This window comes from Nitratireductor sp. L15S-10 (genome assembly GCF_045011005.1).
Taxonomy (GTDB): Bacteria; Pseudomonadota; Alphaproteobacteria; order Rhizobiales; family Rhizobiaceae; genus Nitratireductor.
Window position 1 is genome coordinate 2,077,337 of sequence record NZ_CP120674.1, and the last position, 19,838, is coordinate 2,097,174.

Sequence of the window (19,838 nt, forward strand, 5' to 3'; positions counted from 1 at the left end):
CAGGCCACACTCACGTTTCAGGAAGCCATGTGCGAGAGGAAAAATGCCTCTCCGCCGCAGGTCAATAACGGCGCATCAAGCCAACCAGACGCCCTTGAACCTTCACCCGGTCAGGACCGAATATCCGTGTTTCATATGCCGGATTGGCAGCCTCAAGGGCGATCGACGCTCCCTTGCGCCGAAAGCGCTTCAGGGTTGCTTCTTCCTGATCCACAAGGGCAACCACGATCTCGCCGGGGTTGGCAGTCTGGGTTTCGCGGATGATGACGGTGTCGCCGTCGAAGATGCCTGCCTCGATCATCGAATCGCCCTTGACCTCCAGCGCATAGTGGTCGCCACCGCTCAGCATGTCCGGAGGGACGGCGATGGAATGGGTCTGGTGCTGGATGGCATCGATCGGAACACCCGCAGCGATGCGCCCCATGACCGGCACCGAAACGACACCGGCAAGCGAGTCGTCATTGCTGGCTGCCGGCTTGGGCTGGGATGGTGGCGCTTTGCCGAGGCTGCCTTCAATGACGCTCGGCGAAAACCTGCGTGCGCCGGCATTCAGGCCCGGCGCAATCGAATCGGGCAGGCGCAACACCTCGAGCGCACGGGCCCGATTGGGAAGCCGGCGGATAAAGCCGCGTTCCTCCAGGGCGGTGATCAACCGGTGGATGCCCGACTTGGACGCAAGGTCCAGCGCCTCCTTCATTTCGTCGAAGGATGGTGGAATTCCGGTCTCCTTCAAGCGCTCATGAATGAACAGGAGAAGTTCGTGCTGCTTGCGGGTCAGCATGGTAGCCACCGAGAATCAGTTAAAAACAAAACCAGAACATACTCTATATGTTCCAGTTGTGTTCCGCAACTCCCGGCATTTTCTTTCGATTTCTTGCGTTATGGCGCATGGAACAGGGCCTTTGCGCCGTCCGCGACGAACTGCACGGCCAGAGCTGCAAGTATCACGCCCAGAAGTCTTGTCAGGATCGATCGTCCTGTCTCGCCGAGGAAGCGGTCCACGCGCTCTGCAAGTGTGAACACAGCGTAGGTAATGGCGATCGTAGTGAGAAGAATTGCCAGCAATGTAGCGGTTCCGGTGAGGCCGCTGAAGGATCCGGAGAGAAGCACGGTGGCAGAAATCGCTCCGGGGCCGGCGATCAGGGGGATTGCCAGCGGAAATGCCGCAATATTTCGGATCATGTCCCGGGTGATGGCGCGTTCGGCGCTTTTTTCGTGGCGCTCCTGGCGGCGTTCAAAAATCATCTCGAACGCTATGAAGAAGAGAAGCAGACCGCCGGCCACGCGGAACGCCGGAAGTGTGATGCCGAAAACGGAAAGTATGGCGCTGCCAGCCACGCCGAAGAGCGCAAGAACGGCGAAGCCGATGATTGCGGCGCGGACGGCGACCTGATTGCGCTCTGAACGGTTCATGCCGACCGTCAGCGCAAGAAAGAGTGGCGCAAGACCTGGTGGGTCCACGGTCACGAGCAATGTGACGAACGCGTTGAACAGGGTCTCGTAACCTGACATGGGGTCCTCCCTTGTGACTGTCTAGCCCAGCCAGGAGGGTTCGGAAAAGCCCTGATTGCCACCTCCAGGCGCCTGACTGCGGCGATTTGTCGGTGCCTCCATTCACAGACCTGCCATATGCATCTGAAATTGCGTTGGATTTCCTTTGCGCCAATCTCTGCTCCGATTGGAGAATCAATGGCGTTTCATATATAAGAAGTCAGTGATTCCTTATTTTGTGTGTGATCCGATTTGACTGACCAGACAACGCCGACCGGACCGGGCGAGCCCGACGATATCGAGCCGATTTCCATCATCGAGGAGATGCAGCGCTCCTATCTCGATTACGCGATGAGCGTCATCGTGAGCCGCGCACTCCCGGATGTGCGCGACGGTTTGAAACCGGTGCACCGGCGCATTCTCTACGCCTCGCACGAAAGCGGCTATCACTGGAACCGCAAATATGTGAAGTCGGCACGTCCTGTCGCCGATGTGATGGGTAAATACCATCCTCACGGAGATGCGGCGATCTACGATGCGCTTGTGCGCATGGCGCAGCATTGGTCCATGCGCCTGCCACTGATCGACGGTCAGGGCAATTTCGGTTCCATCGATGGCGATCCGCCGGCGGCGATGCGCTATACCGAGTCCCGGTTGACAAAGGGCGCCCACGAGCTTCTCGAGGATATCGACAAGGAGACGGTCGACTTCCAGGACACCTATGACGGGTCCGGCAGTGAACCCAAAGTGCTTCCGGCCCGTTATCCGAACCTTCTGGTCAATGGTTCCGGTGGCATCGCGGTTGGCATGGCGACCAACATTCCGCCGCACAATCTGTCGGAAGTCATCAATGGCTGCGTGGCCATGATCGACAATCCGGCGATCAGTCTGCCTGAACTGCAGGAGCTGATTCCGGGGCCGGATTTCCCCACCGGGGGCCTTATCCTCGGACGGTCCGGAATCCGCAGTGCCTATGAAACCGGCCGCGGCTCCATCATGATGCGCGGCAAGGTGGCCATCGAGCCGGCGCGCAACGATCGTGAAGCCATCGTGATCTCGGAAATACCCTATCAGGTCAACAAGGCCTCGATGATCGAGAAGATGGCTGAACTGGTGCGCGACAAGCGCATCGAGGGTATCTCCGATATCCGTGACGAGAGCGACCGCCAGGGCTATCGGGTCGTGGTCGAGTTGAAGCGCGATGCAGTTGCCGATGTCGTGCTGAACCAGCTTTATCGGTTCACGCCGCTGCAAACTTCATTCGGTGCGAACATGGTTGCGCTGAATGGCGGTAAGCCTGAGCAGATGAACCTGCTCGATCTCTTGAAGGCCTTTGTCCATTTCCGTGAAGACGTCGTCAGCCGCCGCACCAAATACCTGCTGCGCAAGGCGCGCGACCGCGCGCATGTGCTGGTCGGTCTTGCCATCGCTGTCGCCAATATCGACGAGGTGATCAAGCTTATCCGCCATGCGCCGGATCCGCAGACGGCGCGCGAGCAATTGATGGAGCGTCGTTGGCCCGCGGCTGACGTGGAAGCCCTGATCCTTCTGATCGACGATCCGCGGCATCGGATCAACGAGGATGGCACCTACAATCTTTCCGAGGAGCAGGCCCGCGCGATCCTCGAACTGCGTCTGCAGCGGTTGACAGCACTCGGTCGCGATGAAATCGCCGACGAGTTGAACCAGATCGGTGCAGAAATCAGCGATTACCTGGAAATTCTGGCATCGCGCGCCCGTATTCAGCAGATCGTCAAAGACGAACTCATTGCCGTACGGGACGAATTCGGCACACCTCGCCGGACCGAAATCACCGAAGGTGGAGCAGACCTCGACGATGAGGACCTGATCCAGCGCGAGGACATGGTGGTCACCGTCACCCGCAAAGGTTATATCAAGCGCGTGCCTCTATCGATCTACCGGGCGCAGGCGCGGGGCGGCAAGGGCCGTTCGGGCATGTCGACCAAGGACGAGGATTTCGTCACGCGGCTGTTTGTCGCCAACACGCACACACCCATTCTGTTCTTCTCCTCGCGCGGTATCGTCTATAAGGAAAAGGTCTGGCGCCTCCCGGTCGGAACGCCGCAATCCGTCGGCAAGTTTCTGCGCAACATGCTGCCGCTGGAGGAGGGCGAAAGCATCACGACGATCATGCCGCTGCCTGAAGACGAGGAAAGCTGGGGCGCGCTTGACGTCATGTTCGCCACCACCCGGGGAACGGTGCGCCGCAACAAGCTTTCAGATTTCGTACAGGTCAATCGCAACGGCAAGATTGCGATGAAGCTGGACGATCCAAATGACGAGATCCTCGGTGTCTACACCTGTACAGAGGATGATGACGTGTTGCTGACCGCAGCTTCGGGCCAGTGCATCCGCTTCTGTGTCTCGGATGTGCGCGTCTTTGCAGGCCGCAATTCGATCGGCGTGCGCGGCATCAATCTGGCAGAGGGCGACCGCGTAATCTCCATGGCGATACTTTCCCACGTCGAAGCAAGCCCTGCCGCACGTGCCGCCTATCTGAAGCAGGCAGCGGCAGAACGCAGGCAGGCGAACGGGGATGAGGAAGAAGTTGCTCTCACCAATGAGGAACTGGGAGAGGAAGAGAGCCTTTCGCCCGAACGCTATGAGGAACTGAAAGCTCGCGAACAGATGGTTTTGACCGTCAGCGAATTCGGTTACGGAAAACGTTCTTCAAGTTATGATTTCAGGGTGACCGGTCGAGGCGGCAAGGGCATTCGAGCCACGGATGTCAGCAAAACCGATGAAATCGGCCCCTTGGTTGCCGCATTCCCGGTGGAGGAGGACGATCAGATCATGCTGGTTTCCAATGCCGGGCAGGTTATCCGGGTTCCGGTGAACGGAATACGTATTGCCAGCCGAGCCACAAAGGGTGTTACCATCTTCAATACCGCAAAGGACGAGAAGGTGGTTTCGGTAGAGCGCATTTCGGACACGCAGACCGAAGATGAAATTTCAACAGGCGATGAAGCCGTAGAGAGCGAAGTGGTTACGGAACAGGGAGATGGTGCTGCAGAGTGATCGGCTGCGGTACCAACTCAGACTTTTTCACCGCCTCGCTCCGGGTTTAATGAAAGCGACGGTTGGCAGAGCTGCGGACGCGATTCTCCAGCTTGATGCGGCTGGCTTCTTCATGGAGACCGACGACGGTGGCAATCAGCATCGCGACGGTCATTGCGGCAGCGAGCGTAAAGATCAGCATGGCTTGTCTCCTTTTGGTCTATTAACGTAGAGAGCCGCGATTTGGTTTCATTCTTCAACGCGGCGCCCCTGCAGGCATTGGTGACCTGACTAGCCGATTTGGTTCAAACCGCTGTTGAATGAGGCGTTCAGGCGTGGTTCATCTTTTTCCGCCGAAGCGGTTCTGGCCCGAGCCCAAGAGGCGCGATTGGCGAATTGCCAACGCCTGCTAAGATGGATACAAGCACGCCATGACCGAGCGAACAGCTTTCTATGCGGGGTCATTCGACCCTCTCACAAACGGCCACCTCGATGTGCTCAAGGGTGCGTTGACTGTGGCCGACAAAGTGGTCGTCGGGATCGGCGTTCATCCGGGCAAAAAGCCGCTTTTCAGCTACGAAGAGCGCGTTTCGCTGATTGAGCGTTCTGCGGTGGCCGAATTGGGTCAAGACGCCGGGCGGATCGAGGTCGTGGCGTTTGACAAACTGGTGATCGACGCCGCGCGCACACAGGGTGCCTCGATCATGATCCGCGGTCTGCGCGACGGCACGGATCTGGACTACGAGATGCAAATGGCCGGCATGAACGAGACCATGGCGCCGGACCTGCAAACGGTTTTTTTGCCGGCCAGCCCGTCCGTGCGCACCATTACCGCCACACTTGTCCGTCAGATCGCTTCCATGGGTGGAGACATCGCGCCATTCGTGCCTTCCGTGGTACTGGCAGCGCTTAAGGCCAAATTCCCCGCCTGAAACCAAAAGGAGAGTTTTATGCAGCTTCGCAAGCTCGCTTCGTCTGCGCTCGTGGTCGGTGCCCTTATTGCCGGCCTCGGCATGGCTTCAGCCGCCGAGCCGGAGAATACGATGATTTTAAAGCTCAGGAACGGTGAGGTGACCATCGCATTGCGGCCAGATCTTGCGCCGAAGCACGTTGAGCAGGTCAAGGCCCTTGTCGAGGAAGGGGCCTATGACAATGTCGCTTTCCATCGGGTGATCGACGGGTTCATGGCGCAGACGGGTGATGTTCAGTACGGCGATGTCGAGGACGGCTTTGATGCCCGGCTCGTCGGTACCGGTGGTTCGGACAAGCCAAATTTGCCGGCGGAGTTCTCTGAGGCAGCATTCACGCGCGGCACCGTCGGAATGGCGCGGTCTCAGGATCCAAATTCCGCCAATTCTCAGTTTTTCATTATGTTTGCGCCTGCGGAGCACCTGAACGGACAATACACGGTGATCGGTGAGGTCGAATCGGGCATGGAACTGGTCGATGCGATCAAGAAGGGCGACGCGGCGCAGAACGGTATGGTGCAGAACCCGGACAGGATTCTGAGCGCACGCATGGCAGGCGACGACGCGAATTAAGCGCATCGACAATAGAAAAGGTTTAAGAATGGCTGATATCAAGGATCCGGAAAACACCATCGTGATGGAGACGACCAAGGGCAAGGTCATCATCCAGCTCTTTCCGGACGTTGCTCCCGAACATGTGAAGCGCATCAAGGAACTGACGCGCGACAAGTTCTACGATGGCATCGTTTTCCACCGCGTCATCGATGGTTTCATGGCGCAAACAGGAGATCCGACCGGCACGGGCATGGGCGGATCTGACAAGCCGGATCTCAAGGCCGAGTTCTCAAACATGGCCCATGAGCGCGGTACCTGTTCGATGGCCCGGTCGCAGAATCCGAACTCCGCCAACTCCCAGTTCTTCATTTGCTTCGACAAGGCACCCTGGCTTGATCGGCAGTACTCTGTCTGGGGGCAGGTAACCGAGGGCATGGACAGCATCGACAAGATCAAGCGTGGCGAGCCGGTCTCAGAGCCCGATTCCATCATCTCCATGCGGGTCGCGGCGGACGTTGCCTGAGTTTTTATACCGGGCGGCGGAAAGGTCGCCCGGTCCTGTTTGCCGGCCGGTTTGCGATGCGTGTAGACATCTTTGATTTCGAGCTGCCGGAGGAGCGGATTGCGCTGCGACCTGCCAGTCCGCGCGATTCCGCACGGCTTCTGAAGGTCGAGGGCGGGGCCCTGAGCGATCACGTGGTCCGGGAGCTTCCCAAAATACTTCAGCCCGGCGATGCGCTGGTTTTCAATGACACAAAGGTCATTCCCGCCCGCCTCAGTGGTGTTCGCCGGCGAGGGGAGACCGAGGCGCGCATCGAGGCAACGCTGCATATGCGTGAAGGGCCGGATCGCTGGCGCGCATTCCTGAAGCCGGCAAAGCGCGTGAACGCAGGCGAGCGCATCCAGTTTGGCCATGATGGTGAAAGCTGTTTCCTCGGTACGCTTGAAGCGACAGTAACGGAAAAGGGCGAAGGGGGCGAAGCGCTCCTCGTGTTTGATTTCTCAGGTCCGGTTCTGGACGAGGCGATCGCGGCTGCGGGCTACATGCCGCTGCCACCCTATATCGCAGGCAAACGCGCAGAGGACGAGCGCGACGAAGTCGATTACCAGACGATTTATGCCCGTGAAGAGGGTGCGGTTGCGGCACCGACGGCCGGTCTCCATTTCACCCCGGAACTGATGCAGGAGCTGGACACAGCCGGGATCGAGCGCCATTTCGTGACCCTGCATGTAGGAGCGGGTACCTTTCTCCCAGTCAAGGTTGACGATACGGACGACCACAAGATGCACTCCGAATGGGGTGAGGTGGATGCCGAGACGGCGGAAGCCTTGAAGGCGGTCCGGCAACGGGGCGGGCGCATTGTTTCGGTAGGCACCACCTCGTTGCGGCTCCTGGAAAGCGCGTCACAGCGCACCGGGACACTTGAGGCATGGTCAGGCGCGACTGACATCTTCATCACGCCTGGATATCGTTTCCGCACGGTTGATATCTTGATGACGAACTTTCATCTGCCGCGCTCGACGCTTTTTATGCTCGTTTCGGCCTTTTGTGGAACAGAGACCATGAAGCGCGCCTATGATCATGCGATCCGCAATGAATACCGCTTCTATTCCTATGGTGATGCCAGCCTGCTTTTCAGGGACGATCAGTCGTGAGTGACCAGTTCACCTTCCGCCTTCTGGCGACGGATGGCGATGCCCGACGTGGCGAAATCTCCATGCCGCGCGGTACGATCCGTACCCCCGCTTTCATGCCGGTGGGAACCGCAGGCACGGTCAAGGCAATGTATATGGATCAGGTGCGTGACCTGGGTGCGGACATCATCCTCGGCAATACGTACCACCTTATGCTGCGTCCGGGTGCGGAGCGGATGGCGCGGCTTGGTGGATTGCACGAATTCGCGCGCTGGCCATTCCCCATCCTGACGGATTCGGGCGGGTTTCAGGTCATGTCGTTGGCGGACCTGCGTAAAATCACCGAAAAAGGCGTTACCTTCCGCTCGCATGTGGATGGCCAGGTGTTTGAAATGTCGCCCGAGCGCTCGATCGAGATTCAGGGCTTGCTCGGCTCAGACATCCAGATGCAGCTCGATGAATGTGTTGCATTGCCGGCGGAAGACGCCGAAATCGAACGCGCCATGGAGCTGTCGCTGCGCTGGGCGGACCGCTGCAAGTCGGCGTTCGGTAATCAATCTGGCAAAGCGATGTTCGGCATCGTCCAGGGTGGAGACAAACCACATTTGCGCGAGCGTTCCGCGCGGGCTCTCGCTGCAATGGATCTGAAAGGCTATGCCGTCGGCGGGCTGGCCGTGGGTGAACCGCAGGCGGTCATGCTCGAGATGCTCGAGGCCACCTGTCCGGTTCTACCGGTCGAAAAACCGCGCTATCTGATGGGCGTTGGAACCCCAGACGATATCCTGAAATCGGTTGCGCGCGGCATCGATATGTTCGATTGCGTGATGCCCACCCGTGCGGGGCGGCATGGACTTGCCTACACACGGCGCGGCAAGATCAACCTCAAGAATGCCCGCCATGCCGAGGATACGCGTCCGCTGGATGAAGAGAGCGCTTGCCCGGCTGCGCGGGATTATTCGCGTGCCTATCTTCATCATCTGGTGAAAGCAGGAGAGTCGCTTGCCGGCATGTTGCTCACCTGGAACAACCTCGCATACTACCAGTCTCTCATGCAGGATATCCGCGACGCCATCGAAACCGGTCGCTTTGCCAAGCGATCAGCGGAAATCCGCACGGCCTGGGAGGAAGGCGATATTCCGCCGCTTTGAACAGGTTTGCTCAGATAATGAGCAGGACTGGCCATTTGCAGCGTATGAATTGGGCATTGTCTTCCGTTCTCTGCTCCCGCTGTCGTAACATTTAGAAACAACTTGCTTTTTTCCGGCTTCCCCGCTGAAATACTCCTGAGAGGAGCATTTCTTGACGCCATTTGACGAGATGCGCCTGGGGGGCCAGGCCCGAGATCCCTACGAAGATTACCAGAGCTGGTTTGACCGGCAGGATGCCAAACGCCTGAAGCAGAAGGCGGGCGACGCGGAACGGGTTTTCCGCAGAACCGGTATCACCTTTGCAGTTTATGGCGATCAGGAGGCGGCGGAGCGGCTGATCCCGTTCGACATTGTTCCACGCATAATTTCCGGCAAGGAATGGCGCCGGCTGGTCCAGGGTATCGAGCAGCGTGTTCAGGCGCTCAATGCGTTTCTCGAAGACATCTATCATCGACAGGAAATTCTGCGTGCGGGGCGCATACCCCGCGAAATCATCTCCGGCAATGAGGCGTTCTTGCCGGAAATGATCGGCGTAAAACCACCTGGAGGGGTCTACACCCACATCACCGGTGTCGACATTGTGCGCACAGGTGAAAACGATTTCTTCGTTCTGGAAGACAATGCCCGCACCCCTTCCGGGGTCTCCTATATGCTGGAAAACCGGGAGACCATGATGCAGCTCTTTCCCGAGCTGTTTCAGCAGGTGAAGGTGAGGCCGGTTGAGAACTACCCGCAGCTCCTGCGTGATTCTCTCGCCTGCGTTAAGCCGGAACTTTGCGATGGAAAGCCTACCATTGCCGTTCTGACGCCCGGAAGCTTCAATTCAGCCTATTTCGAGCACGCTTTCCTCGCCGACCAGATGGGCGTGGAACTGGTGGAGGGATCGGATCTCCGCGTGGTGGACGGCCATGTGGCCATGCGGACCACACAGGGCTACAGGCGTATTGATGTTCTCTATCGCAGGATTGACGACGACTATCTCGACCCGCTGACCTTCCGGCCGGATTCGGTCCTTGGTGTGCCGGGCATCATGGATGTCTATCGCGCCGGCAAGATCACCATTGCGAATGCTCCGGGGACCGGGATATGCGACGACAAGGCGATCTATTCCTATATGCCCGATATTGTGGAGTTTTATACGGGGCGCAAGGCGATTTTGCCCAATGTGCCCACCTGGCGCTGCTCAGAGCCGGACAGCCTTGCTTATGTTCTGGAGCACCTTGACGAACTGGTGGTCAAGGAAGTCCACGGATCCGGTGGTTACGGCATGCTCGTGGGACCGGCGGCCTCGAAGAAGGAGAGGACGGCTTTTGCAAAGAAACTGAAGGCCCGCCCGAAAAACTACATCGCCCAGCCGACGCTGTCGCTCTCCACCTGTCCAATCCTGACCAGCAAGGGGCTGGCGCCACGCCATGTGGATCTGCGTCCCTTCGTCCTCGTGTCGGATCGCATACGGATCGTACCGGGTGGACTTACGAGAGTGGCATTGAAGAAGGGATCACTCGTGGTCAACTCCTCGCAAGGGGGGGGCACCAAGGATACCTGGGTTCTCGATGATTAGGGCGCGTTGACATGCTTCTTGGACGTTCAGCCAACGGTCTTTACTGGATGGCCCGTTACATCGAGCGGGCGGAGAATATGGCGCGTCTGGTCGACACCGGGCTGAGGCTGGCGTTGACGCAGACAAGCGCCTCATCCGACGAATGGGCCTCGGTTCTCACGAGCGCTGGTGTGCGTGATTTGTTCGAACAGGACAATGATACGTTCGATACGGCCACGGTTACAAATTTCCTGCTCCGGGACACGGCGAACCCTTCGAGCGTACTGTCCTCCATGGATACGGCGCGCATGAATGCACGGATGGTGAGAACCGCACTGACGCGGGAAACTTGGGAGAGTGTCAACGAAGCGTGGATGGCCATGCATCGCATGCTAAAGCGCCGAGTGGACGAGCAGGACCTGCCTGCCGTTCTCGATGCGGTCAAACGCGAAACCGCACTTATACGCGGTGCATTTCAGGGCACCATGTTGCGCAACGAGATCTTCGATTTCGCGCAAATGGGTACGATGATCGAACGCGCCGACAACACTTCCCGCATACTCGATGTCAAATACTATGTGCTGCTGCCATCGGCTGCTTGGGTCGGTTCCCCACTCGATAACATCCAGTGGCAAACGATCTTGCGTTCAGTTTCTGCCTTGCGGTCATACCGCTGGACCCATGAAGGCGATTTCAATCCGGCGAACATCGCCGATTATCTGATATTGAACCGGCGTATGCCGCGCTCCCTGGCGTTTTGTTACCGGCAAATCTGCGATTCTTTGGGCTATCTGGCAGATGAATATGGTGTGCGACAACGTTGCAACGAGATGGCTGATGCCAAGTACGAGAAACTGAAAACGGCCGCAGTTTCGGATATATTCGATGAAGGCTTGCACGAATTCCTGAGCGATTTCATCCGCGATAATGCCGCTTTGGGCAATCAGATCGCGACAGATTTCCGCTTCTACTGAGGGCAGTCCGATGCGTCTGAAAATCACGCACCGCACAGAATATCGCTATGATGCGCCTCTTTCCTATGCGTTGCAGCGCCTTCGGTTGTGCCCTCAAAGTGGCCCGACCCAGGACGTGCTCGAGTGGTCGCTGAATACTGAAGGCGCAACACAGGAAGCGCAATTCATCGACGGGTTCGGGAATGACACGCGGCTGGTGAGCATAGAAGGCGGGCAGAACACGATTACGCTCGAAGCATCGGGTGTCGTGGAAACCCGTGACACTGCAGGCGTCACGGGCAAACACCAGGGGCTCGCTCCGCTATGGCTATTTGAGCAGCAGACCGCCCTTTGCACAGTTGGACGTGGCGTATCAGCACTCGTGCGGGATATCACAGGCGCCACGGATGTAGAACGTCTGCACGCGCTTATGAGTGAGGTGCGCGAGCGTGTTGCCTATCGGGTCGGGGTGACGGATGCAGCCACCACGGCGGAGGATGCAATCGAAAATGGTGAAGGTGTCTGCCAGGATCATACGCATATTTTTCTGACGTCTGCTCGACTGATGGGCTTTCCGGCGCGGTATGTAAGCGGGTATCTGCGGATGGATGACAGTGATGATCAGGCCGCGAGCCACGCCTGGGCCGAGGCGCATCTAGAGGGGCTCGGGTGGGTGGCCTTTGACTGCTCCAACGGAATTTCGGCAGACGACCGTTATGTCCGCGTTGCTACGGGCCGTGACTACCGCGATGCGATGCCTGTGATGGGGATCCGGATCGGCCAGGCTCAGGAAGAGCTTGCGGTTCAGATCACGGTGGAGCAGTAGTCTTTCTGAACGAATCTGAATGAGGCACGGTCCAGATGACCTATTGCGTCGGGCTGAAAACGCAGCATGGCCTGGTGTTCATGTCGGACACGCGGACGAATGCCGGCGTGGACAACATTTCCACCTTTCGCAAGATGCATTGCTGGCAAAAGCCGGACGATCGCGTTCTGGTACTGCTTTCGGCGGGTAATCTGGCAACCACGCAGGCCGTGGTCAGCCTGCTCGACGAGCGCACCAAGGCGCCCGATGAACGAACCCCGTCCATGATCGAAACGCCGTCCATGTATCAGGCGGCCCGTCTGGTCGGTGATACGGTTAAGGAAGTTATCCGTCAGTCGGCGCCCGTCGGACAGAGTGCTGACGCTTTCGGTGCTTCCTTCATCCTCGGCGGCCAGATCCGCGGCATGGCACCGCGCCTGTTCCTGATTTACCCGGAGGGGAATTTCATCGAGGTGAGCGCCGATACGCCGTTCTTCCAGATTGGCGAGACCAAATATGGCAAACCCATTCTGGTGCGTGCGTTCGATCCGGCCATGAGCCTGGAGGAAACGGTGAAGCTCCTGTTGGTTTCCTTCGATTCCACGCTGAAGTCCAACCTGTCCGTCGGCCTGCCAATCGATCTTTTATACTATAAGAACGACACATTCCGCATCGGCTACGAAAAGCGTATCGAAGCCGACGATCCCTATCTGCGGGAAATCTCGGAGGGCTGGTCCGACGCTTTGAAGAGGGCTTTCAAGAGTCTCCCTGATTTCAAGCGCTAACGTGTCCGGCAACCCGGCTCATGTTTTTGCGCACGTCAGATCGCGAGGTCTGCTGCCTCTCTCAAGCTGACAGCTGAGATCCGATAGGTGCCGTCGGGCTGTCGTTTCAATGTGTAGACTGCCTCATGGCTTTTGCCGTTCGGGCCGGTCGTCAGTACGCGCTGGACAACGGTTGTTACATCCGGTTCGATCGCTTTGCCGAAAGTGAAGCTGCGGGGACGGTAGACCGGTTGATAGCCACGTGTGACCATCTCCATGAACCGGTCGACCGTCGGAAAGAGCTCCCTGATATTCGGTGCGGCATAGGTGTAGGCCCGCGCATCGTCGCCGGCCCGAAAGGCTTCGATCTGGTTTCTGATGGAGGATTGCGCCGCGCGGATTTCTGCTTCGCCTGCGAAAGCGAAAACAGGTGCAAGCAGTGTCAGCGTGATGGTCGGCAGAAAGTTTTTCATTTTGCGGTTCTCCCATTTCTGAGCGTGACCGACTTTTTCATTGAGACAGTCCCGCATTTCAGTCCGGTTTGAAGTCACGAGGTGCGCGCGGGAATGGTTTCACGCGTGATGACGGCCGCTATGACTGCAATGTGTTTTGGGGGCGATTGGGGTCGCAGAGACCTTGCTCTATTTTCGTTTTTAGAATTAAATTGCCAAAACGAACATTGAGATCCCGATGAACCCTTCCTTCCTGACGCCACGGCTGGCAGAAATCCTCGAGCAGGCAAAGGAGCATGGCCGCGTTCTGGTCGACGATTTAGCCGAACAATTCGGTGTGACACCGCAGACGATACGGCGTGATCTCAACGAGCTTTGCGATCGACGCCTCCTGACCCGGATTCACGGCGGAGCCCTCCTGCCTTCCGGGATAGAAAACATGGAATATGAAGCGCGGCGCAAAATCGCCTCGGAGGAAAAACGGGCGATAGGCCAGGCAGCGGCGCGGATCATCCCCGACAGAGCGTCGCTTTTTGTGAATATCGGTACCACCACTGAGGCCGTAAGTGATGCGCTTCTTGATCATGAAGGTCTCATGGTCATCACAAATAATATAAATGTTGCCAATAGGATGCGGGTTTTTCCTTCGTTCGAAGTCATCATTGCCGGTGGTGTGGTGCGCGGATCGGATGGCGGGATCGTTGGCGAAGCTGCGGTTGATTTCATCCGTCAGTTCAAGGTCGACTACGCGGTCATTGGTGTCTCTTCCATCGATCCGGATGGCGCGCTCTACGATTTCGATTTTCGCGAGGTGAAGGTGGCGCAGGCCATCATCGCCAATGCGCGGCACGTGATCCTGGTTTCGGATTCCACCAAGTTCGAACGTGGTGCGCCGGTTCGGATCGGTCACTTGTCCCAGGTCGACACATTCATCACGGACCGTTGCCCTCTGCCGGCCATGCGGGGGCTCTGCGAAGAGGTGGGTGTCCGGTTGATCGAGACAGAATGTTAACGAATAATGATTTTCGTTTGACATTCATTTTTCTTTCGAAATAATTCTTTTATCTCCAAGGCAGGAAAGTTTCCTGTGATCCGAGAGGCAGGGGAGAAACGCGTGCCCGCTTCCAAGTTCGCCCGTTCCGAGATTTTCGACGTGTTCGTCATTGGCGGCGGGATCAATGGATGCGGCATCGCCCGCGATGCTGTCGGGCGTGGGTACTCCGTGTTTCTGGCGGAAATGAACGACCTGGCGAGCGGGACCTCATCAGGCTCTACCAAGCTCATTCACGGCGGGCTGCGCTATCTCGAATATTACGAGTTTCGTCTCGTTCGCGAAGCTCTGATGGAGCGTGAGATACTGTGGCGCAACGCGCCGCACATCATCTGGCCCATGCGTTTCGTTCTGCCCTTGCACAAGGGCCTGCGGCCGGCCTGGCTCATCCGCATCGGGCTTTTTATCTATGATCATATCGGCGGAAGGAAGCTGCTTCCCAAGACCCGCACGCTCGACATGCGCACCGATGCGGCCGGAGAGCCGCTGAAAGAGTCCTATCGCCGGGCGTTCGAGTATTCCGATTGCTGGGTCAACGATGCCCGCTTTGTCGTACTCAATGCCCGGGACGCTGCCGACCGGGGTGCCGATGTGCGGGTGCGCACACGCGTGGTTTCAGCAGAAGACGAAAACGGTATCTGGAAAATCCGGATTCAGAACCTTTTGACGGGTGAGAAAGAAACAGTGCGTGCGCGCTACCTCGTCAATGCCGCCGGCCCGTGGGTCGATCATGTCATTTCGGGGGTGCTCGGTCAGAATGACGTTCAAAATGTGCGTCTGGTGAAGGGCAGTCACATCGTTGTTCGGGGAAAGTTCGACGATCCTCGCGCCTATTTCTTCCAGAACGCCGATGGGCGGATCATCTTTGCCATACCCTATGAGGGCGAATTCACGCTCATTGGTACCACCGATCAGGACTATGAAGGCGACCCCAGGGAGGTCGCGATCAGCGACAGCGAGATCGACTATCTGTGCGCTGCCGCCAGCGAGTATTTTGCCGAACCGGTAAGACGCGACGATATCGTGTGGACGTATTCCGGCGTGCGTCCGCTGTTTGATGACGGCGCCTCGAAAGCGCAGGAAGCTACGCGGGATTATGTGCTGAAATCGGAGACTGCGCGGGGTGGGGCGCCCATGGTGCATGTGTTCGGCGGCAAGATAACGACTTATCGCAAGCTGGCTGAATCTGCGCTGGAGAAAATCGCCGAATCCATCGGCGCAAAAGGTCGACCATGGACCCATTCGGCCACGCTACCGGGTGGCGAGTTCGCTTTTGACGGTTATGAAGCGCAGGTAGAAGCGCTGCTGCGCGACTACGCGTTTCTCGATCGTCATCATGCGGCCCGGCTAGTCAGGCTTTACGGCCTCTGTGCCCGAGAGATTCTCGGGGATGCTCAATCGCTGGGCGATCTCGGACGGCATTTCGGCGTCGATCTTTACGAAACTGAATTGCGCTATCTGGCCGCTCATGAATGGGCGGTCAGTGGGGAGGATGTGCTTTGGCGCAGAACCAAGCGCGGTTTGCGGCTGACGCCGGAGGAGGCGGCAGAAGTCGACAATTACATGCGTGAGATTTCGGGAATGCAAGACCAGGCGGCCAACGCTGGGGGAGGACATGCTTGAACTGCGCAATGTTTCAAAGGTCGTTTCCGGCGAAACGCACATAGATGATGTTTCGCTGCGGCTGGAGCCGGGCTCACTCAATGTGCTGCTCGGACCGACGCTTGCTGGCAAAACCAGCCTGATGCGGCTCATGGCCGGGCTCGATCGGCCCACATCCGGAAGTGTCTGGATGGAAGGAGAGGATGTTACCGGCATCCCCGTCCAGAAGCGCAGCGTCGCCATGGTCTACCAGCAGTTCATCAACTATCCGGCGATGTCGGTTTACGAAAACATCGCATCCCCGCTGCGTGTCGCGGGCTTGGAAAAACGGGTCATCGAGGAGAAGGTACGGCAGGCCGCCGACCTTCTGCACCTGACACCGCATCTGGGTCGGACGCCGCTGGAGCTTTCCGGCGGTCAGCAGCAGCGCACGGCGCTGGCCCGCGCCATGGTCAAGGAAGCGCGTCTCGTGCTTCTGGATGAACCGCTGGCCAATCTGGATTACAAGCTTCGAGAAGAGCTGCGTGCCGAATTGCCGAAGATATTTGCAGCGTCCGGCGCCATCTTCGTCTACGCCACCACCGAGCCCAGCGAAGCGCTGCTTCTTGGTGGAAATACCGCGACCCTCAGCCAGGGCCGGTTGACGCAGTTCGGGCCAACCATCGACGTGTTCCGCAAACCGGTCGATCTCGTGACCGCGCGTACCTTCTCCGACCCACCTTTGAATACGGTTTCGGTGTCAAAGGCGGGCGGACATTTTTCACTCGACAATACTGTTCAGTTGCCTGTGCCGCAGGGCCATGAAAGTGCGCCCGACGGTCCGTACACGCTTGGCTTCCAGCCGCATCACCTTTCTCTTGCGCCTCGCGAGCCCAATGCAGTTTGTGTTCGTGCCAGTGTGTCGGTGACCGAAATCACCGGGTCTGAAAGTTTCGTTCATCTTGATTTCGCGGGCCACCGATGGGTGATGCTGGAAGAGGGCATTCACCGTCTGGAGGTGGGCGAAACCGTCGATGTGTTCATCGATACGCGCCACATGCTGGTGTTCGATAAGGCGAACCGGCGTGTCACGACCGGCAACAGCCGGGCTGCATAGGAGGCGGGAATGGCGCGAATTGATCTCAACAACATTCGCCACGCCTATCTGCCCAACCCTGCGAGCGATGACGATTATGCCCTGAAGCGGGTCCACCACACGTTTGACGATGGCGGGGCCTATGCGTTGCTCGGTCCATCGGGTTGCGGCAAGACCACGCTTTTGAACATCATTTCGGGCCTCCTGCGTCCGACGGAGGGCGAGATACTGTTCGATGGGCAGAATGTGACGGACCTGTCCACCGAAGCCCGCAATATTGCGCAGGTGTTCCAGTTTCCGGTCGTTTACGACACGATGACGGTCTACCAGAATCTTGCCTTTCCCCTGCGCAATCGCGGCGTTGCGGCCGACGAGATCGAACGGCGGGTGCGCGAGACGCTCACCATGATCGATCTGGCAGACCGGGCAGATCAGAAAGCCAGGGGTCTGACCGCCGACGACAAACAGAAGATCGCGCTCGGCCGCGGGCTGGTTCGCTCCGATGTGAGCGCCATTCTCTTCGACGAGCCGCTGACGGTGATCGACCCGCATATGAAATGGGTGTTGCGCTCTCAGTTGAAGGAGCTGCACCGGCGTTTTGCCTTCACCATGGTCTATGTCACCCATGATCAGACCGAGGCGCTCACCTTCGCCGATCAGGTCGTGGTCATGAATGAGGGCGAGATTGTTCAGATCGGCACGCCGGAAGAGCTTTTTGAGCGCCCCAACCACACCTTTGTCGGCTATTTCATAGGCTCTCCGGGCATGAATGTTCTTCCCGTCCGGATCGACGGGCAGGGCGTTCATATCGGCGACCATTCCATCGCTCTGGAAGGGCAGATCCCGGAAATACGGGATGCGAGGATGGAGCTGGGTGTGCGTCCGGAGTATGTGCGTATTGGCGAAAAGGGCATCCCCGCTAAGATCGTGCGCGTGGAGGATACCGGGCGGCGCAAGATCGTTCATGCGACCGTCGAGGGAGAGACCGTGGCGGCGATCGTTCCCGAAGGTGCTGCCCTGCCAGGCGAACCACACATCAGTTTCGATCCCGCAGGTGTCAACATTTATGCGGATTCATGGCGCGTTGATCCAGTCTCCGCGCGTCAGGGAGGGGCGGCATGACCAAGACATGGAACAACCGCGCCTGGTTTCTCGTCCTGCCGGTCCTGTTGCTGGTGGCCTTTAATGCCATCATCCCACTGATGACCGTTGTGAACTACTCGGTACAGGAAACCTTCGGCAACAATCTGTTCTTCTTCGAGGGAACGAAATGGTATGAGGACGTGCTCACTTCCGAGCGTTTTCATGCCTCGCTGTTCCGGCAGTTTCTCTTCACTGGGATCATCCTGCTCATCGAGGTGCCGCTTGGTGTTGCCATCGCTCTCACCATGCCCCGTTCTGGCCCCTGGGTGTCGGTCTGCCTCGTGCTGATGGCACTGCCGCTGCTCATCCCGTGGAATGTGGTGGGCGCCATGTGGAATATCATGGCCCTGCCGGATATCGGCCTTCTCGGCTATGGGCTCAATGCACTCGGCATCCCCTACAATTTTACTCGCCAGCCCATCTCCGCCTGGTTCACGGTGGTCCTGATGGATGTCTGGCACTGGACGTCTCTCGTGGTGCTGCTGGCCTACGCGGGCCTGCGTTCCATCCCGGAGGCTTATTACCAGGCAGCCAAGATCGATGGCGCGTCGCGCTGGTCGGTCTTCCGTTACATCCAGCTGCCCAAGATGAACCGCGTTCTGACGATCGCAATTCTCCTGCGCTTCATGGATTCCTTCATGATCTACACCGAGCCCTTCGTCTTGACCGGCGGTGGGCCGGGTAATGCCACGACCTTCCTGTCCATCGATCTGGTGAAGGCGGCGCTTGGTGAGTTCAATCTCGGCATCGCTGCCGCCATGAGCATCATCTATTTTCTGATGACACTTCTGGTGAGCTGGATCTTCTACACGCTGATGACCCGGGGAGAAGACCAATGAGAGTGACCCGCTGGCTCGTGCCAACGCTCTACATCATCTTCCTGCTTCTGCCGATCTACTGGCTCGTGAACATGTCGTTCAAGACGACCAACGAGATACTTGGTGGCTTTAGCCCTTGGCCGAAGAACTTCACCATCGACAGTTATGTGGAGATTCTCACCAATCCCGTCTGGTACAACGGTTACATCAGCTCCATCAGTTATGTTCTTATAAACACTGTGATTTCTGTCGCCTTCGCGCTGCCTGCCGCCTATGCGTTCTCGCGCTATCGTTTTCTGGGTGACAAGCACCTGTTCTTCTGGCTTCTGACCAATCGAATGGCGCCGCCGGCGGTTTTCGCTCTTCCGTTCTATCAGCTTTATTCCGCCGTCGGCCTGTTCGATACGCCCTGGGCCGTGGCGCTCGCGCATTGCCTCTTCAACATTCCGCTGGCGGTCTGGATCCTCGAAGGCTTCATGTCTGGCGTGCCCAAGGAGATCGACGAGACGGCCTATATCGACGGATATGCGTTTCCGCGCTTCTTCGTGAAGATCTTCATGCCGCTGATCGCGTCGGGTATCGGGGTCACGGCCTTTTTCTGCTTCATGTTCTCATGGGTGGAACTGCTTCTGGCCAAGACACTGACCTCCGTCGCAGCCAAGCCGATCGCCGCCGTGATGACCCGCACCGCCAGCACATCCGGTTACGAACTGGGCCTTCTGGCGGCCGCCGGCGTGTTGACGATCATCCCGGGCGCGATCGTGATCTGGTTCGTACGCAATTACATCGCCAAGGGCTTTGCCCTCGGGCGCGTGTAGGG

The 19,838-nt window shown here is 58.1% G+C and carries 20 protein-coding genes; 16 read left to right on the forward strand and 4 right to left on the reverse strand.

Features of this window, described 5'->3' with window-relative positions; translation table 11 throughout:
* Positions 1–61: 61 nt before the first annotated feature.
* Together lexA and P2W41_RS09960 are read right to left on the reverse strand one after the other, a co-directional pair.
* Positions 62–781, reverse strand: a complete 720-nt coding sequence (gene lexA / locus P2W41_RS09955) for a transcriptional repressor LexA (RefSeq protein ID WP_292895733.1) — start codon at positions 779–781, stop codon at positions 62–64.
* A 98-nt stretch (positions 782–879) separates the two neighbouring features.
* Positions 880–1,512, reverse strand: coding sequence for a MarC family protein (locus tag P2W41_RS09960; protein ID WP_292895731.1), 633 nt, complete (start codon positions 1,510–1,512; stop codon positions 880–882).
* 231 nt (positions 1,513–1,743) lie between these two features.
* Here P2W41_RS09960 and gyrA point away from each other — a divergent pair, with 231 nt between their 5' ends.
* The gene (gyrA, locus tag P2W41_RS09965) at positions 1,744–4,530 is read left to right on the forward strand and encodes a DNA gyrase subunit A (protein WP_292895729.1); all 2,787 of its coding nucleotides are present in this window, start codon (positions 1,744–1,746) and stop codon (positions 4,528–4,530) included.
* A 46-nt stretch (positions 4,531–4,576) separates the two neighbouring features.
* On the opposite strand, the gene P2W41_RS09970 is transcribed toward gyrA, so the two are convergent.
* The gene (locus P2W41_RS09970; protein WP_255663312.1) at positions 4,577–4,711 is read right to left on the reverse strand and encodes a hypothetical protein; all 135 of its coding nucleotides are present in this window, start codon (positions 4,709–4,711) and stop codon (positions 4,577–4,579) included.
* 229 nt (positions 4,712–4,940) lie between these two features.
* Between P2W41_RS09970 and coaD the strand changes: the two genes are divergently transcribed.
* The 9 genes from coaD to P2W41_RS10015 all read left to right on the forward strand — a co-directional run bounded on the left by coaD (position 4,941) and on the right by P2W41_RS10015 (position 12,898).
* The gene (coaD, locus tag P2W41_RS09975; RefSeq protein ID WP_292895727.1) at positions 4,941–5,441 is read left to right on the forward strand and encodes a pantetheine-phosphate adenylyltransferase; all 501 of its coding nucleotides are present in this window, start codon (positions 4,941–4,943) and stop codon (positions 5,439–5,441) included.
* Between the two features lie 81 nt (positions 5,442–5,522).
* A complete protein-coding gene (locus P2W41_RS09980; protein ID WP_292900162.1) occupies positions 5,523–6,050 on the forward strand; it encodes a peptidylprolyl isomerase in 528 nt (175 codons plus the stop codon).
* A 28-nt stretch (positions 6,051–6,078) separates the two neighbouring features.
* Positions 6,079–6,555: a peptidylprolyl isomerase gene (locus tag P2W41_RS09985; RefSeq protein WP_292895725.1), complete on the forward strand. Its 477-nt coding sequence runs from the start codon at positions 6,079–6,081 to the stop codon at positions 6,553–6,555.
* 56 nt (positions 6,556–6,611) lie between these two features.
* Positions 6,612–7,688 (forward strand): tRNA preQ1(34) S-adenosylmethionine ribosyltransferase-isomerase QueA, encoded by a 1,077-nt coding sequence (gene queA / locus P2W41_RS09990; RefSeq protein ID WP_404933042.1) that lies wholly within the window; start codon positions 6,612–6,614, stop codon positions 7,686–7,688.
* Positions 7,685–8,815, forward strand: coding sequence for a tRNA guanosine(34) transglycosylase Tgt (tgt, locus tag P2W41_RS09995; RefSeq protein WP_404933043.1), 1,131 nt, complete (start codon positions 7,685–7,687; stop codon positions 8,813–8,815). Before queA ends, tgt begins: the two co-directional genes overlap by 4 nt.
* Positions 8,816–8,966: 151 nt before the next feature.
* Entirely contained in the window at positions 8,967–10,376 is a 1,410-nt protein-coding gene (locus tag P2W41_RS10000; RefSeq protein ID WP_292895719.1) for a circularly permuted type 2 ATP-grasp protein, read from the forward strand.
* 11 nt (positions 10,377–10,387) lie between these two features.
* Positions 10,388–11,329: an alpha-E domain-containing protein gene (locus tag P2W41_RS10005; RefSeq protein ID WP_404933044.1), complete on the forward strand. Its 942-nt coding sequence runs from the start codon at positions 10,388–10,390 to the stop codon at positions 11,327–11,329.
* A gap of 10 nt (positions 11,330–11,339) precedes the next feature.
* Positions 11,340–12,134 (forward strand): transglutaminase family protein, encoded by a 795-nt coding sequence (locus P2W41_RS10010; protein ID WP_292895715.1) that lies wholly within the window; start codon positions 11,340–11,342, stop codon positions 12,132–12,134.
* Positions 12,135–12,169: 35 nt separating this feature from the next.
* Positions 12,170–12,898: a proteasome-type protease gene (locus P2W41_RS10015; RefSeq protein WP_292895713.1), complete on the forward strand. Its 729-nt coding sequence runs from the start codon at positions 12,170–12,172 to the stop codon at positions 12,896–12,898.
* A 35-nt stretch (positions 12,899–12,933) separates the two neighbouring features.
* On the opposite strand, the gene P2W41_RS10020 is transcribed toward P2W41_RS10015, so the two are convergent.
* Positions 12,934–13,350 (reverse strand): DUF4864 domain-containing protein, encoded by a 417-nt coding sequence (locus tag P2W41_RS10020; RefSeq protein WP_404933045.1) that lies wholly within the window; start codon positions 13,348–13,350, stop codon positions 12,934–12,936.
* A 217-nt stretch (positions 13,351–13,567) separates the two neighbouring features.
* Here P2W41_RS10020 and P2W41_RS10025 point away from each other — a divergent pair, with 217 nt between their 5' ends.
* From P2W41_RS10025 to P2W41_RS10050, 6 genes are all read left to right on the forward strand, one after another.
* A complete protein-coding gene (locus tag P2W41_RS10025) occupies positions 13,568–14,341 on the forward strand; it encodes a DeoR/GlpR family DNA-binding transcription regulator (RefSeq protein WP_292895710.1) in 774 nt (257 codons plus the stop codon).
* Positions 14,342–14,443: 102 nt separating this feature from the next.
* Complete coding sequence (glpD, locus tag P2W41_RS10030) at positions 14,444–16,003, forward strand: glycerol-3-phosphate dehydrogenase (RefSeq protein WP_292895708.1); 1,560 nt, start codon at positions 14,444–14,446, stop codon at positions 16,001–16,003.
* Positions 15,996–17,078 carry an ABC transporter ATP-binding protein gene (locus P2W41_RS10035; protein WP_404933046.1) on the forward strand — a complete coding sequence of 361 codons (1,083 nt, stop codon included), beginning with the start codon at positions 15,996–15,998 and terminating at the stop codon, positions 17,076–17,078. The genes glpD and P2W41_RS10035 overlap by 8 nt, the downstream gene beginning before the upstream one ends.
* A 9-nt stretch (positions 17,079–17,087) precedes the next feature.
* Entirely contained in the window at positions 17,088–18,179 is a 1,092-nt protein-coding gene (locus P2W41_RS10040) for an ABC transporter ATP-binding protein (protein ID WP_404933047.1), read from the forward strand.
* Positions 18,176–19,039 (forward strand): carbohydrate ABC transporter permease, encoded by an 864-nt coding sequence (locus tag P2W41_RS10045; RefSeq protein ID WP_292895703.1) that lies wholly within the window; start codon positions 18,176–18,178, stop codon positions 19,037–19,039. The genes P2W41_RS10040 and P2W41_RS10045 overlap by 4 nt, the downstream gene beginning before the upstream one ends.
* Positions 19,036–19,836, forward strand: a complete 801-nt coding sequence (locus P2W41_RS10050) for a carbohydrate ABC transporter permease (RefSeq protein WP_404933048.1) — start codon at positions 19,036–19,038, stop codon at positions 19,834–19,836. The genes P2W41_RS10045 and P2W41_RS10050 overlap by 4 nt, the downstream gene beginning before the upstream one ends.
* Positions 19,837–19,838 lie beyond the last annotated feature (2 nt).